13 protein-coding genes are annotated in these 14,493 nt (G+C 62.6%); 4 read left to right on the top strand and 9 right to left on the bottom strand.

All coding sequences use genetic code 11. From position 1 onward, the window contains the following. Positions 1–85: 85 nt before the first annotated feature. Positions 86–2,359: a TonB-dependent siderophore receptor gene (locus tag DK261_RS25795; protein WP_103330576.1), complete on the bottom strand. Its 2,274-nt coding sequence runs from the start codon at positions 2,357–2,359 to the stop codon at positions 86–88. 204 nt (positions 2,360–2,563) lie between these two features. Here DK261_RS25795 and DK261_RS25790 point away from each other — a divergent pair, with 204 nt between their 5' ends. Then, on the top strand, positions 2,564–3,244 hold the full coding sequence (locus tag DK261_RS25790; RefSeq protein WP_016701680.1) for a Fe2+-dependent dioxygenase: 681 nt from the start codon (positions 2,564–2,566) through the stop codon (positions 3,242–3,244). Positions 3,245–3,247: 3 nt separating this feature from the next. After that, positions 3,248–4,030: a tetratricopeptide repeat protein gene (locus DK261_RS25785; RefSeq protein ID WP_053268205.1), complete on the top strand. Its 783-nt coding sequence runs from the start codon at positions 3,248–3,250 to the stop codon at positions 4,028–4,030. A 185-nt stretch (positions 4,031–4,215) separates the two neighbouring features. Here DK261_RS25785 and DK261_RS25780 read toward each other — a convergent pair whose 3' ends face one another. Next, positions 4,216–5,379: a type III PLP-dependent enzyme gene (locus DK261_RS25780; protein ID WP_007923836.1), complete on the bottom strand. Its 1,164-nt coding sequence runs from the start codon at positions 5,377–5,379 to the stop codon at positions 4,216–4,218. Between the two features lie 351 nt (positions 5,380–5,730). After that, positions 5,731–6,702 (bottom strand): LysR substrate-binding domain-containing protein, encoded by a 972-nt coding sequence (locus DK261_RS25775; protein WP_101281806.1) that lies wholly within the window; start codon positions 6,700–6,702, stop codon positions 5,731–5,733. A gap of 134 nt (positions 6,703–6,836) precedes the next feature. Here DK261_RS25775 and DK261_RS25770 point away from each other — a divergent pair, with 134 nt between their 5' ends. After that, a complete protein-coding gene (locus DK261_RS25770) occupies positions 6,837–7,520 on the top strand; it encodes a type 1 glutamine amidotransferase domain-containing protein (RefSeq protein ID WP_009046956.1) in 684 nt (227 codons plus the stop codon). Here DK261_RS25770 and DK261_RS33685 read toward each other — a convergent pair whose 3' ends face one another. The 6 genes from DK261_RS33685 to DK261_RS25740 form a co-directional block, all read right to left on the bottom strand. Next, a complete protein-coding gene (locus DK261_RS33685) occupies positions 7,521–7,661 on the bottom strand; it encodes a zinc-binding dehydrogenase (protein WP_009046957.1) in 141 nt (46 codons plus the stop codon). It lies immediately after the preceding gene. Next, on the bottom strand, positions 7,652–8,041 hold the full coding sequence (locus tag DK261_RS33680; RefSeq protein ID WP_009046958.1) for a zinc-binding dehydrogenase: 390 nt from the start codon (positions 8,039–8,041) through the stop codon (positions 7,652–7,654). Before DK261_RS33680 ends, DK261_RS33685 begins: the two co-directional genes overlap by 10 nt. Before the next feature lie 246 nt (positions 8,042–8,287). Next, positions 8,288–9,445 (bottom strand): betaine/proline/choline family ABC transporter ATP-binding protein, encoded by a 1,158-nt coding sequence (locus DK261_RS25755; RefSeq protein WP_009046959.1) that lies wholly within the window; start codon positions 9,443–9,445, stop codon positions 8,288–8,290. Positions 9,446–9,667: 222 nt separating this feature from the next. Further along, complete coding sequence (locus DK261_RS25750; RefSeq protein ID WP_016701686.1) at positions 9,668–10,360, bottom strand: ABC transporter permease; 693 nt, start codon at positions 10,358–10,360, stop codon at positions 9,668–9,670. 14 nt (positions 10,361–10,374) lie between these two features. Beyond that, positions 10,375–11,268, bottom strand: coding sequence for a glycine betaine ABC transporter substrate-binding protein (locus DK261_RS25745; protein ID WP_028681656.1), 894 nt, complete (start codon positions 11,266–11,268; stop codon positions 10,375–10,377). Positions 11,269–11,288: 20 nt separating this feature from the next. Next, positions 11,289–12,005, bottom strand: a complete 717-nt coding sequence (locus tag DK261_RS25740; protein WP_028681655.1) for an ABC transporter permease — start codon at positions 12,003–12,005, stop codon at positions 11,289–11,291. A gap of 546 nt (positions 12,006–12,551) precedes the next feature. On the opposite strand from DK261_RS25740, the gene DK261_RS25735 reads away from it, so the two are divergent. Beyond that, positions 12,552–14,135 (top strand): peptide chain release factor 3, encoded by a 1,584-nt coding sequence (locus DK261_RS25735; protein WP_028681654.1) that lies wholly within the window; start codon positions 12,552–12,554, stop codon positions 14,133–14,135. Positions 14,136–14,493: the final 358 nt, after the last annotated feature.

Genomic DNA, 14,493 nt, shown 5'->3' with positions numbered 1-14,493 from the left:
ATCCTGCGCCCCCTTCGGGGTCGATCGCAGCCTGCGGCAGCGGCTACAGCGACGCCCGGATGCGCCAGGCGTCGCGTTCCACTCGTCAGAAGTGGAAATTTGTGGTGAACAAGGCGGTACGGCCGGCTGCCTGGTTGGCGAAGTGCGCCGAGTAGGCTTTGTCGTAGTAGGTCTTGTCGGTCAGGTTCTGCACGTTCAGCTGCAGGTCGACGTTCTTGCTCAGCTTGTAGCTGGCCATGGCGTCGTAGCGGGTGTAGGACGGCACATACACGGTGTTGCCGGCATCGCCATACACCTCGTCGACATAGAACGCACCGCCGCCGATGGTCAGCTTCGGCAGCACTTCATAAGTGGTCCACAGGCTGAAGCTGTTTTTCGGCGTGTTCGGCATTTCATTGCCTTTGTTCGAACCGGCGCTGACGACCCCGTTACGACCGTTGAGACCGGCGTCCACCAGCTCGCTTTTCAGGTAGCTGTAGCCGGCGAAGACTTGCCACTTGTCGGTGATCTTGCCGCTGGCCGACAGCTCCAGGCCGTCGACGCGGGACTCACCGGCGTTCTGGTAGGTCAGGGCATCCACCAGGATGCGGGTGTTTTTCTTCTCGGTACGGAACACCGCGGCGGTCAGGGACAGGCGGTCGTTGAACACATCCCACTTGGTGCCCAGCTCGTAGTTGACGGTTTCTTCCGGTTGCAGGTCGCTGACGCTGGCGCCGGCGGACAGCGGGTTGCCGTCCGCACCCTCGCCGACCAGGCCGCCCGGTGGTGTGGCCGAAGTGGCGTAGGAGGCATAGACGCTGCCGTTGTCCGTCGGTTTCCACACCAGGCCGGCCTGCCAGTTCCAGAACTGGCTGTCGTCCTTGATCTTGGTGCGCCCGGTGGCGGTGTCGGTATTGGCCACGGTGTCGAAGGTGTCGTAGCGCAGGCCGACGTTCAGCAGCCATTGCGGATCGAGCTCGATGGTGTCGAACACATAGGCCGCGCGGCTGGTGGCTTTGGTGTTGGTGCCGTAGTAGTTGCGGCTGATCGCGCCGGTCCAGGCATCGTCCGGGTTCGGGTTGCTCAGCGAGGTGCAGCTCGGGATGCTGCCCGGGTTACAGACCTTGGCGGTGTTGCCGGCGATGTTGTAGCTGCTGACACGAGTCTCTTCGCCGGTGAACTCAAGGCCGGTGGAGTAGTTGTGCTTGAAGCCCAGGGCCTGGAATTCGCCGAACAGGTCGGTCTGGTTGGTGGTGGTTTCGGTGGTGGACACCCGCGAGTTGGCGCGACGCCACACGGTGCCGTACTTGTTGACGTTGAACTTGCTGTCGTCCGGCTGGGTGAGGATGTAGTCCTGGCCGGTGTTGCCATGACGCAGGGTGTTTTTCAGCGTCATGTTGTCGTTCAGGTCGTGCTCGATGGAGACGGTGCTGATGTCTGCGCGGGTCTTGCGGAAGTCACGGTCCTTCAAGCCATAGAAGTTGTCGCTGTCGCCGCCGTCGGTCGGTTTGTCGTGCTTGTGGGCGGTGGCGCTGGCCGAGCTGTAGCCGTAGGGAATGCCCGAGTCCGGCAGGTCGTCGCTTTCCATGTGGTAGTAGCTGAAGTTGACGCGGGTCGGGGTGCCCAGGCCGAAGGTCAGGGACGGTGCCACACCCCAGCGGTCGTAGTTGACGGCGTCGCGACCGGCCACGTTCTGCTCGTGGCTCATCAGGTTCAGGCGGAAGGCGGCGCTGTCGAGGAACTGGCGGTTCACGTCCAGCACATAACGGCGGGTCTGGTCGGAGCCATAGGTGAAGCCACCGTTGAGGAAGTCTTGCTGCTTGGGCGTCTTGCTCACCAGGTTGAGGCTGCCGCCGGCCGAGCCGCGACCGCCGAAGGAGGAGTTGGGCCCCTTGCTGACTTCGATCGATTCGATGTCGAAGATCTCGCGGCTCTGGCCGCCGGTGTCGCGCACGCCATCGAGGTAGGTGTCGCCCTGGGCGTCGAAGCCGCGGATGAACGGACGGTCGCCTTGCGGGTTGCCGCCTTCACCGGCGCCGAAGGTAATGCCCGGCACAGTGCGCAGCGCATCCTGCAGCGAGGTGGCGGCGGTGTCCTTGAGGACTTGTTGAGGCACCACGGTGACCGAGCGCGGGGTGTTGACCAGTGGCGCGGTGTACTTCTGCGACGAGGCTTTTTCGACCTGGTAGGACGTCTGGTCCTGGGCTTCGCCGGTGATGCTGGTGGCATCCAGGGAAATGGCATTGCCGGCGGCTTTCTTCTCGGTGTTTTCCGCGGCAAAAGCCATGTGGGCTGCGGAGCCGGCGGTGATCGCCACGCCAATTGCAGACGCCAGCAGGCGTGGTGAACCGAGCGGTGATGGTGGTTGTTGGCGCGACATGGTGATTCCCCTCCCCAAGGATTTGAGGCGGCGGAATATAAGGCGAACAAGTATTTGTATCAATTGCGAAATATTGCTATTCGCATGGAATTTACATTCTTTACAATTTCGCTTTACGGTTTTACGTTTTCATTCGTCTGCGCATTTTACATTTGCAATAAGAATCAATATCATTTGCGCCCCTTTGCTTTCAGGTATTGCCTCATGCTCCTGCATATTCCCGGCCTGTTCTCCCGTGAAGAAGTGCTGCGTATTCGTGAGGCCCTGGAGCAGGCGGACTGGGCCGATGGCAAGATCACCGCCGGTTACCAGTCGGCCAAGGCCAAGCACAACCTGCAGCTGCCCGAAGGCCACCCGCTAGCCCAGGAGATCGGCGCGGCGATGCTCGAGCGCCTGTGGCAGCACCCGCGCTTCATGTCGGCGGCGCTGCCGCACAAGGTGTTCCCGCCGCTGCTCAACTGCTACACCGCCGGTGGCAGTTTCGACTTCCATATCGACAACGCCGTGCGCCAGCCCAAGGGCAGCGTCGAGCGGGTGCGGACCGACCTGTCCTCGACCCTGTTTTTCAGCGACCCGGAGGACTACGACGGCGGCGAGCTGGAAATCCAGGACACCTTCGGCACCCAGCGGGTGAAGCTGCCGGCCGGCGACATGGTGCTGTACCCGGGTACCAGCCTGCACAAGGTCAATGCGGTCACCCGCGGCACCCGTTATGCGTCGTTCTTCTGGACCCAGAGCCTGGTGCGCGAAGACAGCCAGCGCGCCCTGCTGTTCGAGATGGACGAGGCGATCCAGCAACTGACCCGCGACATGCCGGATCATCCGTCGCTGATCCGCCTGACCGGCACCTACCACAACCTGTTGCGCCGCTGGGTCGAGGTGTAGACCGTGAGTTTCCAGTTACGCCGCGAGGAAGTCCTCGACGGCGAGCAACTGCGCGCCATGCTCGAACAGAGCCCGGCCCGGGCCGCCCAGGCGATCCTGCTGGCGGCCGGGGAGGGCGTGCTGGATGCCCAGGCGCTGCTCGGGCAGATCCTCCTCGACGGCCTGGGCATCGAGCGCGACCAGGCGCTGGCGCTGCGCTGGTTCACGATCGCCGCCAAGGGCGGGCACCTGATGGCGCGCAACATGCTGGGGCGCTGCTGTGAGCACGGTTGGGGCTGCGAGGCCGATGCCAAGGCGGCTGCCGGGCATTATCGCCAGGCGGCCGAAGCCGGGCTGGACTGGGCGCTGTACAACTACGCCAACCTGCTGGCCACCGGTCGCGGAGTCGCTGAAAACCACGCCCTGGCCTTGAACTGCTACCAGCGCGCGGCCGCCATGGGCCATGCCAAATCCATGAACCTGCTAGGCCGCTATCTGGAGGAGGGGCGTCACTGCCCCAGGGATGTCGCGGCGGCCTGCGACTGGTATCGCCGTTCCGCCGAGGGCGGGGATTTCCGTGGGCAGTTCAGCCACGCTGCGGTGCTGGCCGATGCCGGGCGTATCGACGAGGCGCTGGGTTGGCTGGGCAAGGCTCTGGAAGGCGGCAACCTGAACTTCCTGCGGGTCGCCCGTGGCGCTTTGTTGCAGGCGGCCCATCCGCAGATCCGCGGCCTGGCCCTGGCTTATCACCAGCGTGCGGCAGAGCTGGGTGACGAAACCGACCGCGAGGCGTTAGCCCAGCTGTAGCTTCTGTAGGAGCGAGGCTTGCCCGCGATGACGGTATCAAGGCCGCCACCGGCCTTCGGCCTATCGCGAGCAAGCTTCGCTCCTACAGAGGCAACGCGTGCGCTACATAGACGCAAGCCACCGCCATTTCGCAGGCATAAAAAAGCCCATGACACGTCATGGGCTTTTTCGTTACGGCGTGGCGCTTACACGTAGAAGGATTTCAGTGGCGGGAAGCCGTTGAATTCCACAGCGCTGTAGCTGGTGGTGTAGGCACCGGTGGACAGCCAGTACAGGCGGTCGCCGATGGCCAGGTTCAGCGGCAGTCCGTACTTGTAGTTCTCGTACATGATGTCGGCGCTGTCGCAGGTCGGACCGGCAATGACCACTTCCTCCGTCTCGCCTTTCTTCTCGGTCCAGATCGGGAACTTGATGGCTTCGTCCATGGTTTCGATCAGGCCGGAGAACTTGCCCACGTCGGTGTAGATCCAGCGCTCCACGGCGGTGCGGGATTTACGCGCTACCAGCACCACTTCGCTGACCAGGATGCCGGCGTTGGCGATCAGCGAACGGCCTGGCTCGAGGATGATTTCCGGCAGCTCGTCGCCGAAGTCTTCCTTGAGGAAGCGGATGATTTCCTCGGCGTAGGTTTCCAGGCTGTTGGTGCGGGTGATGTAGTTGGCCGGGAAGCCGCCACCCATGTTGATCAGCTTGAGGTGGATGCCGTCTTCTTCCTTCAGGCGTTCGAAGATCACCTTGACCTTGGCGATCGCCGCGTCCCAGACGCTGATGTCGCGCTGTTGCGAACCCACGTGGAACGACACGCCGTAAGGCACCAGGCCCAGGTCGCGGGCGAGGATCAGCAGGTCCATGGCCATGTCGGTCTGGCAGCCGAACTTGCGCGACAGCGGCCAGTCAGCGGTGGTCGAGCCTTCGGTGAGGATCCGCACATAGACTTTCGAGCCCGGCGCGGCCTTGGCGATGTTGCGCAGGTCGGCTTCGGAGTCGGTGGCATACAGGCGCACGCCCTTCTCGTAGAAGTAGCGGATGTCCTTGGATTTCTTGATGGTGTTGCCGTAGCTGATCTGGTCCGGGCTGACGCCGCGGCCCAGCACCTTGTCCAGTTCGTAGATCGAGGCGATGTCGAAGTTCGAACCTTTTTCCCGCAGCAGGTCGATGATTTCGACGGCCGGGTTGGCTTTTACCGCGTAGTAGACCTTGGCGAACTCGAAACCGGCGCGCAGGTCATCGTAGGCCTGGGCGATCATCTGGGTGTCGATGACCACGAACGGGGTTTCTTGCTTGTCGGCGAACGCCTTCATTTTCTGAAAGGTTTCGCGCGCGAAATAGTCTTCGACCTGAATCGACATACCTGGGAGCTCCTAATGGCAAACGGGTAAAAACAATGGGTGCAAATGAACGTCCTCCGTATCCCCACTTTGGTTCGCCTACTTCCCAAGGCATGTCGCCGAAAGCAAAAAGGCCACGGGCGTATTTGCCCTTGGCCTTGCTGTCTCGTCGTCAGTACTTGAGCCGGATGGATCGTTTCCAGCATGGACGTTCGGCGCGAACTTTAGGGCGTGAGGGGCCTGAGATCAACAAAAAATGTCGCGTTTTTGCACGCGTTCGTCGCGTGGTCCGAGTCAGTCATTTATGTAACCGACCCAGATGACAGGCTGATGTTCCTCGCCATTGTCCGCTGACCTTGCCGATCCGCCGGTTCAGAGCCTGGAGTCGGTCAGGAAACAGGCATCCTCGTCGCCGCGCAAAGCATAGCCGTCGTAGAGATTTTCAAAGTCCAGGGCGCGAAAGTTCTCGGCGAGAAAATCCAGCAGCGCGCGGACCGAGGGCATGACGCCGCGACGGCTGGCGAACAGCGCATAGACCTGGGCGCTCCTGGGTTTCCAGCCGGCGAGGACCGGACGCAAGGTGCCGTTGCGCATGTCCTTGAACACCACCAGCTTGGGCAGTTGCACGATACCGCCGCCCTCGAGGGCGACGCGGCGCAAGGTGATCATGTCGTCGGTGATCAGCCGCGGGCTGTGCGCCACCGAGGCCTGTATCCCCTGGTCATCTTCCAGGTGCCAGCAATAGCTGTGGTTGGCCGGCCCCTGGTCCAGGCTGGGAAATCCCGTGAGGTCGCTCAGCGCCCGCACCGGCCCCAGGCGTTCCAGCAGCGCCGGGCTGGCCACCAGTTCCTGGGGGCTGCGGGACAGCGGCTTAAGGGTCAGGCTGCTGTCTTCCAGCGGTGGAACGTCGACCCGCAGGGCAATGTCGAACCCTTCACGCAGCAGGTCGACACTGCGGTTGGTGCTTTCCAGCTGCACCTTGATCTCGGGGTAGCGCTCCATGAAGCGCGAGATCATGCCGGCCACCAGGAAGTTCAGCAGCGCGGTGGGGCAGGCGATGCGCACCGTGCCCTTGGGGAAGGCCTGGCTGTGTTCGATCAGCGACTGCGCAGCCTCGGCCCCTTCGAGCATGGCCAGGCAATGCTGGTAGTACTCCAGCCCCAGCTCCGAAACGCTGAACTGACGCGTGGATCGGTTGATCAGGCGCACCCCGAGGCGCTCCTCGAGGGCGCTCAGGTGACGGCTGAGCCGGGACTTGGGAATCCCCAGGTTACGGCTGGCTGCGCCTATTCCCTGGTGTTCGACGATGCAGGTAAAGAAGTACAGCTCGTTCAGGTCGTACATCGTGGGGCTGTTCCAAGAATGAAATAGTCAGTTGCGGCCCGTCGGCTATGTGCGCGGGGTGGAGCTGGCTAAGGTGGCTTTCCCTTGGCCGCGCGGCCGGTCCGCGCAGCCATTCATGTCCAGTGAGGTGAAGCATGAGCAAGAAAATGCTAGTGGTCCTGACCAGTTTTCCCAAGTACCCGACGCTGAACCGGGCCACCGGCCTGTGGCTGGGCGAAGCCGTGCATTTCGTCAAGGCGGTCGAGGCGGCCGGTTACGCGGTCGATTATGTGAGCCCCAAGGGCGGTTATACACCGATCGATCCCCACAGCCTGGCCATGGCCGACGAAACCGACTGGGCCTGGTACCAGGACGCCGCGTTCATGGCCCGGCTTGGCTCGGTGCTGAAACCGGAGCAGGTCAACCCGGCGGATTACTCGGTGATCTACTACGCCGGTGGCCATGGCGTGGTCTGGGACTTCCCGGACAACAAGGCGCTGCAGAAGATCGCCAGTTTGATCTATGAAGCGGGCGGCATCGTTTCGTCGGTGTGCCACGGTGCCGTGGGCCTGCTGAACATCCAGCTGTCCGACGGCAGCCTGCTGCTCAAGGGCAAGGAAGCCACCGGCTTCTCCAACGCCGAGGAGAAACTGGCCGAACTCGATCAGTACGTGCCGTACCTGACCGAGGACGAAATGCTCAAGCGTGGCGCGATCTACAAGAAGGCCGCCGAGCCCTGGGCATCCTTCGCGGTGGCCGATCAACGCCTGATCACCGGGCAGAACCCGGCATCGGGCGGGGCGGTCGCGGCGCTGGTGCTCAAGGCGCTGGCGGGCTGATCAGCCGCGGGTAAAGAGCTGGAGGATGATCTTGCCGATATGCCGGCCGCTGTCGATCAGTCGGTGGGCCTGCTGCACATCCTCCAGCGCGAACCGCTCGAATATATAGGGTTTGACCCGGCCGGCGCTGATCAGCGCCAAACCTGCCGTTCCAGCTCGGCGACGATTTCGGCTTTCTCGTCGTGGCTGCGCGAGCGCAGGGTCGAGCCCACCAGCGTCAGGCGTTTGCTCAGCAAGGGGAACAGGCTCAGTTCCCGGGCCGCGCCCTTGTGCACGCCGATCTGCACGATCCTGCCGTACGTCGCCGCGGCGGCGAAATTGCGTGCCACATAGTCCCCGGCAATGATATCGACGATCACGTCCACGCCCTTGCCGTCGCTGGCCTGCATCATCACCTCGACGAAATCTTCCTGCCGGTAATTGATCGCCTGGTCCGCGCCCAGGGCAAGGCTGACCTTTTGCTGTTCCTCGCTGGAAACCGTGGTGAAGATCCGCGACGCGCCGAAGGCCTTGGCCAGCATGACCGCCGGGGCGCTGGATTTCGATGGCGAACATGGAGGGGGACATGAGGGCTTCCTCGAATGATTGGGATGCTGTTCAAGGTAGGGGCGGGAGTTGATGCAGTCGCGCAGCGATTTCTCGCTGCTGCGATGCATAAATGCAGCGAATAAAAAACTCGGGTGTGGTGGTTTTTCCGGTCATGGCACAAACGAGCCAGACCTCGGTCTGGCTCGTTTGCGTGATGTCACGGGGTTGATGGACAGGCCTCAGGCCAGCGCAGTCTCGGCTGGCGAGACGATATTGGTCTTCATCCCCCGCGAGCGACCGGAGCTGAGGTAGGCGGCAATCGATTCCTGGGTCACTTCGCCGAGGAACACCCGCTCGGCGTCCAGCACCGGCAGCCACGAACGGTTGAACTCGTACATCCGCGACAGCAGGATGCGCAGGTGTTCGTCGTAGGCTGCGGTGGCGTTGAACTCGCGCAGGTACTGGGCGCAGGTGCCGGTTTGGCGGTGCAGGTCGCGGCGGCGCACGTAACCCAGGGCCTTGTTCTCGGCGCAGGTCACCACCAGGTAGCGGCGGTCGTGTTCGTCCATCAGTTCCAGGGCGTCGGCCACCGGGGTTTGCGGGCTGACCGACGGCGCGTTGTCGGCGGCGTCCTCGGCCTTCACCAGCAGCAGGCGCTTGAGGGTGCTGTCCTGGCCGACGAAGTTGCTGACGAAGTCGTCCGCCGGATGGGCCAGCAGGGTGTCCGGGTGGTCGATCTGCAGCAGCTTGCCGGCGCGGAAGATGGCGATCTTGTCGCCGAGCTTGATGGCTTCGTCGATGTCGTGGCTGACCATGATCACGGTCTTGTTCAGCGCCCGCTGCATCTCGAAGAACTCGTTCTGGATCATCTCGCGGTTGATCGGGTCGACCGCGCCGAAAGGCTCGTCCATCAGCAGCAGCGGCGCGTCGGCCGCCAGTGCGCGGATCACCCCGATCCGCTGTTGCTGGCCGCCGGACAGCTCGCGCGGATAACGATGCAGGTACTGCTTGGGTTCGAGCTTGATCATGCTCATCAGCTCGCGGGCGCGCTCATGGCATTTCTGCTTGTCCCAGCCCAGCAGGCGCGGCACCACCACGATGTTTTCCTCGATGGTCATGTTGGGGAACAGGCCGATCTGCTGGATCACGTAGCCGATGTTGCGGCGCAGGGTCACTTCGTCCAGGCCGGTGGTGTCTTCGCCGTTGATCAGCACCTTGCCCGAGGTCGGCATGATCAGGCGGTTGATCATTTTCAGCGTGGTGCTCTTGCCGCAGCCTGACGGGCCGAGGAACACACAAATCTCGCCTTCATTGACGGTCAGGCTTACGGAGTCAACGGCGGTGATGGTCTTGCCGTTGCTTTGGAAGGTCTTGGTCAGGTTTTGAAGTTCGATCATTTGAGCAGTCCTGGTAGGGGGGGTTCGGTGCAAATGACGGAGCGCGTTGGAGTTGTGATCGCTCCGGGCAAGGCGTGGGACGCAGGGAATGGTGTTCCCTTCTCAAGTCCCACAACGCAGGCCGGAGCGATCACAGCTCCAACCCGAAGGGCCGTGCCCCACAAAGCGCAATCCGTCGTTATTCGTCGTTCATTTGGAAAAACCAAACTTCTCTCCTCATGCCTAGTCTTGCGCTTTGTGGGGCGACGGCGCGCCCGTCATTTGCACCGAACACCCCCTACTCGTCAGCGAACGTTGCAGCCATTGCAGAAGCAGGTCGGCGAAGATGGCCAGGAGACTGACCAGTACGGCGCCGACGATCAGCATCGACATGTCGCTGCGGCTGATGGAAGCAAGAATGAGCACACCCAGGCCGCCGGCGCCGATGGTGGCGGCGATGGTCATGACGCCGATGTTCATCACCACGGCGGTGCGAACGCCGGCGAGAATCACCGGCACGGCGATCGGCAACTCGACCATGCGCAGGCGCTGGCCGAAGGTCATGCCGATGCCACGGGCCGCTTCGCGAATCCCCGGCTCGACGCCGGTCAGCGCCAGGTAGGTGTTGCGCATGATCGGCAGCAGGGAATAGAGGAACACCGCGGTGATCGCCGGCAGCGGCCCCAGGCCCTGGCCGAACTTGGAATAGAACGGCAGCAGCAGGCCGAACAGGGCGATCGACGGAATGGTCAGCAGCACGGTGGCGCTGGCTTGCAGCGGACCGGCCAGGGTCGGGAAGCGGGTCATCAGGATACCCAGGGGCACGCCGAAGAGGATCGCCAGGGTCACGGCGATGCCCACCAGGGTGATGTGCTGCCAGGTCAGCTGGATGACTTGCGGCCAGTCGAGATGGGAAAAGGCGTTGAGCAATTCCATGGCTTTTTCCTCCCTCAATTCAGTGGATGCTGGCGCAGGAAATCTGCGGCAACGGCGGATGGGCTTTCATGGTCGACGTCGACCCGGGCGTTGAGCTGGCGCATGGTCTGGTCGTCGAACAGTTCGGCCAGTGGCTTGAGGTCGGCGGCCAGTTGCGGGTGGGCGTCGAGGTAGGCCTGGCGCACCACGGGGGCCGCGGTGTAGTCCGGGAAGTAATGCAGGTCGTCGTCCAGCAACTTCAGATTGAAGGCGTTGAGCCGGCCGTCGGTGGTGTAGACCAGGCCGGCGAACACCTGGCCGTTACGCAGGGCGGTGTAGACCAGCCCGGCGTCCATCTGCCGGATGTTCTTGCGGGTCAGGTCCATGCCGTACAGCTTGACCATGCCTTGCAGGCCGTCGGAGCGGTTGGCGAACTCGGTGTCCAGGGCGATCAGGTGGTGGTCCTGGCGCTCGGCGTCGAGGACGTTTTTCAGGTTGCTGACGCTGTTGATCTGCGGGTATGCGTCCGCGACGTTTTTCGGCAAGGCCAGGGCGTAGGTATTGCTGAATTTCGACGGCGTCAGCCAGACCAGGCCTTTTTTTCCGTCGAGTTCCTTGACCCGTTCATAGGACTGTTGGCTGTCGAGTTTTTCCGTCACGTGGTTGTAGGCCACCAGGGACACGCCGGTGTATTCCCAGAGCATGTCCAGCTGCCCGCTTTCGTGGGCGCTGCGCGCCAGGTTGCTGCCCAGGCCGCCGGTGACCCGGGTGTCGTAACCCTTGCTGCGCAGGTACTGCGAAGTGATTTCCGCCAGCAGCGTCTGCTCGGTGAAGACCCGGGCGCCGATGCGGATCACCGGCTTTTGCGCGGCTTGGGCAATTCCTGCGCACAGCAGGACGCAGCCTATGATCAAAGCTATTTTTTTCATGTGAATTCCTTCGCGCAGGCTTAAGACGGGCGCAGGCCGCGTTCCAGCCAGAGGCGGCTGGCCAGTGTCACCAGGCCGTCGAGCAGCAGCGCCAGTAAGGCGGTGCAGGCCGCGCCAAGCAGCAGTTGCGGCTGATTGTTCAGGGCGATGCCGGGGAAGATCAGGCTGCCGAGGCTGTTGGCGCCGATCAGGAAGGCCAGCGGCGCGGTGCCGACGTTGATCGCCAGGGCCACGCGCACGCCACCGATGATGATCGGCACGGCGTTGGGCAGCTCGACTTTCCACAGCACCTGGCGCGGGGTCATGCCGATGCCGACGGCGGCTTCCTTGAGGGAGCCCTGGACGTTTTTCAGGCCTTCGTAGGTGTTGCGCACGATGGGCAGCAAGGAGGCGAGGAACAAAGCGAAGATGGCCGGCCCGCTGCCGATGCCGAGGATCCCCAGGGCGATGGCCAGGACGGCCAGGGGAGGGACGGTGTTACCGATGTTGAACAGCTGCATGAAGCGCTCGGCACGCCCGACCATCTGCGGTCGGCTGAGGAAGATGCCGGCGGGTATCCCCACCACGAGGGCGGCGAACATTGAAGCGAGTACCAGGTACAGATGGGCTTGCAGGTAAAACAACAGATCGTCGCGGTAGTGTTCGATCGTACTGATGCCGATCCAGTGGACCAGCAGGGCCAGGAGAGCGATAACCGCCGCGCCTCCTATCAGCCCTTTGCCATAGCGAATAGCCACAGGCGGACTCCTTTTTTATGTCGGCGAGCCTTCTTTCGTGTGGCAAGGCCATGCCTGGCTGCCAAAAGAATGGTCGCGAGAAGCAGCTCGTCGATGCGCTGGAAACAGCGCCGGATCGAGCCATACGCATAGCCTCGTCAGGCTAACTTGCTGATTTTTCTACCCCTGACGAAAGCTCGTAACAGGGGAGTGGACGCCTCCACCTTTTAAAAGGTTCCATATTTGGCAACGTTTGGCCACCCTCAATCCCATTACTCCGATATCTCTGATGCCTGGCCGCCCGTAGCCGCTGCCGAGCGCAGCGAGGCTGCGATCGAGCGCGCAGCGCTCGCAAACACGGAGCACGGGATGGGACTGAAACACCGCGTTGCCTGGTTTTGCGACTGCTGCGTCGGAATGCCGCCCAAATCGATCGCAGCCTCGCGCTGCTCGGCAGCGGCTACAGGGCAATGGTTGCAGAGGCTCCAGGCCGAACGGTGGTCCGTGGAGCTTGCTTTGCGCTATACTCGCCGCCCTTTTTTTGAATCACCTGCCAGGCGATTTCCCATGACCAAACAGGCCGCCGAAGTCGCGAAACGCCGCACTTTCGCCATTATTTCCCACCCGGATGCGGGTAAAACCACCATCACCGAGAAGCTCTTGCTGATGGGCAAGGCGATTGCCGTTGCCGGTACGGTGAAATCCCGCAAGTCCGACCGCCACGCCACCTCCGACTGGATGGAGATGGAGAAGCAGCGGGGTATTTCCATTACCACGTCGGTCATGCAGTTCCCTTATCGCGAACACATGATCAACCTGCTCGACACCCCGGGCCACGAAGACTTCTCGGAAGACACCTACCGGACCCTGACCGCGGTGGACTCGGCGCTGATGGTGCTCGACGGCGGTAAGGGCGTAGAGCCACGGACCATCGCCCTGATGGACGTCTGCCGTCTGCGCGACACGCCGATCGTCAGCTTCATCAACAAACTCGACCGTGACATCCGCGACCCGATCGAACTGCTCGACGAAATCGAAGCGGTCCTGAAGATCAAGGCGGCGCCCATCACCTGGCCGATCGGGTGCTACCGCGACTTCAAGGGCGTGTACCACCTGGCGGGCGACTACATCATTGTCTACACCGCCGGCCACGGCCACGAGCGCACTGAAACCAAGATCATCGAGAAGCTCGATTCCGATGAAGCCCGTGCCCACCTGGGTGACGAGTACGAGCGCTTCATCGAGCAGCTGGAACTGGTGCAGGGCGCCTGCCACGAGTTCGACCAGCAGGAGTTCATGGACGGCCAGCTGACCCCGGTGTTCTTCGGTACCGCCCTGGGCAACTTCGGGGTCGACCACGTGCTCGACGCCGTTGTTGACTGGGCGCCGCTGCCGCTGGCACGCGTGGCCAACGAGCGCACCGTCGAGCCACAGGAAGAGAAGTTTTCCGGCTTCGTGTTCAAGATCCAGGCGAACATGGACCCGAAACACCGCGACCGGATCGCCTTCATGCGCATCTGCTCGGGCAAGTACGAGAAAGGCATGAAGATGCGCCACGTGCGCACCGGCAAGGACGTGCGCATCGGCGATGCGCTGACCTTCTTCTCCTCCGAGCGTGAACAGCTCGAAGAAGCCTACGCTGGCGACATCATCGGCCTGCACAACCACGGCACCATCCAGATCGGCGATACCTTCACCGAAGGCGAGGCCCTGGGCTTCACCGGCATCCCACACTTCGCCCCGGAGTTGTTCCGCCGCGTGCGCCTGAAGGATCCGCTGAAATCCAAGCAACTGCGCCAGGGCCTGCAACAGCTGGCCGAAGAAGGCGCGACCCAGGTGTTCTTCCCCGAGCGCAGCAACGACATCATTCTCGGCGCCGTTGGTGTGCTGCAGTTCGACGTGGTCGCCAGCCGCCTGAAAGAGGAATACAAGGTCGAGTGCTCCTACGAGCCGATTACCGTGTGGTCCGCGCGCTGGATCGATTGCAGCGACAAGAAGAAGCTCGAGGAATTCGCCAACAAGGCCGTGGAAAACCTCGCGCTGGACGGCGGCGGTCACCTGACCTACCTGGCCCCGACCCGGGTCAACCTGGCGCTGATGGAAGAGCGCTGGCCCGACGTGAAATTCCGCGCGACCCGCGAGCATCACTAAGGTCTGAGCGACGCCTCACAAAAAAGCCCCGCGGCCCCAAACCGCGGGGCTTTTTTGTGCCCGTGGATAGGTGATGCCCGCACACCCTGCGGGGCAGGGATCGAACCGTGCATGCTGCTGTAGGAGCGAAGCTTGCTCGCGATGGGCTGCGTAGCAGCCCCAAAACCTGCCACCACTATTCTGCCGGAATCCCATTGCCCGAATGGACGCCATCGCGGGCAATCGAGCGTCGACCGGCAGTTCCTACAGATACGTGGTGTGCTTGTAGATCGCGAATCAAATCCCGCATACCCCCGTAGGAGCGAGGCATAACCGCAGGTTTTAAGGCCTAGTCGAAAGCCGTCTATCCAGTGGGCGA

It is taken from the genome of Pseudomonas sp. RW409, assembly GCF_003184125.1.
GTDB lineage: Bacteria > Pseudomonadota > Gammaproteobacteria > Pseudomonadales > Pseudomonadaceae > Aquipseudomonas > Aquipseudomonas chlororaphis_I.
The sequence above is the reverse complement of the archived record's forward strand: the minus strand, read 5'-3'. Positions and strand labels throughout refer to the sequence as shown.

Coding starts and splice junctions, on each gene's coding strand:
- DK261_RS25750 (WP_016701686.1), bottom strand. CDS start 10,360: ATGGAATTGCTCAACGCCTTTTCCCATCTCGACTGGCCGCAAGTCATC.
- DK261_RS25795 (WP_103330576.1), bottom strand. CDS start 2,359: ATGTCGCGCCAACAACCACCATCACCGCTCGGTTCACCACGCCTGCTG.
- DK261_RS25775 (WP_101281806.1), bottom strand. CDS start 6,702: ATGTACGACCTGAACGAGCTGTACTTCTTTACCTGCATCGTCGAACAC.
- DK261_RS33680 (WP_009046958.1), bottom strand. CDS start 8,041: ATGCTGGCCAAGGCCTTCGGCGCGTCGCGGATCTTCACCACGGTTTCC.
- DK261_RS25745 (WP_028681656.1), bottom strand. CDS start 11,268: ATGAAAAAAATAGCTTTGATCATAGGCTGCGTCCTGCTGTGCGCAGGA.
- DK261_RS25755 (WP_009046959.1), bottom strand. CDS start 9,445: ATGATCGAACTTCAAAACCTGACCAAGACCTTCCAAAGCAACGGCAAG.
- DK261_RS25780 (WP_007923836.1), bottom strand. CDS start 5,379: ATGTCGATTCAGGTCGAAGACTATTTCGCGCGCGAAACCTTTCAGAAA.
- DK261_RS25790 (WP_016701680.1), top strand. CDS start 2,564: ATGCTCCTGCATATTCCCGGCCTGTTCTCCCGTGAAGAAGTGCTGCGT.
- DK261_RS25735 (WP_028681654.1), top strand. CDS start 12,552: ATGACCAAACAGGCCGCCGAAGTCGCGAAACGCCGCACTTTCGCCATT.
- DK261_RS25770 (WP_009046956.1), top strand. CDS start 6,837: ATGAGCAAGAAAATGCTAGTGGTCCTGACCAGTTTTCCCAAGTACCCG.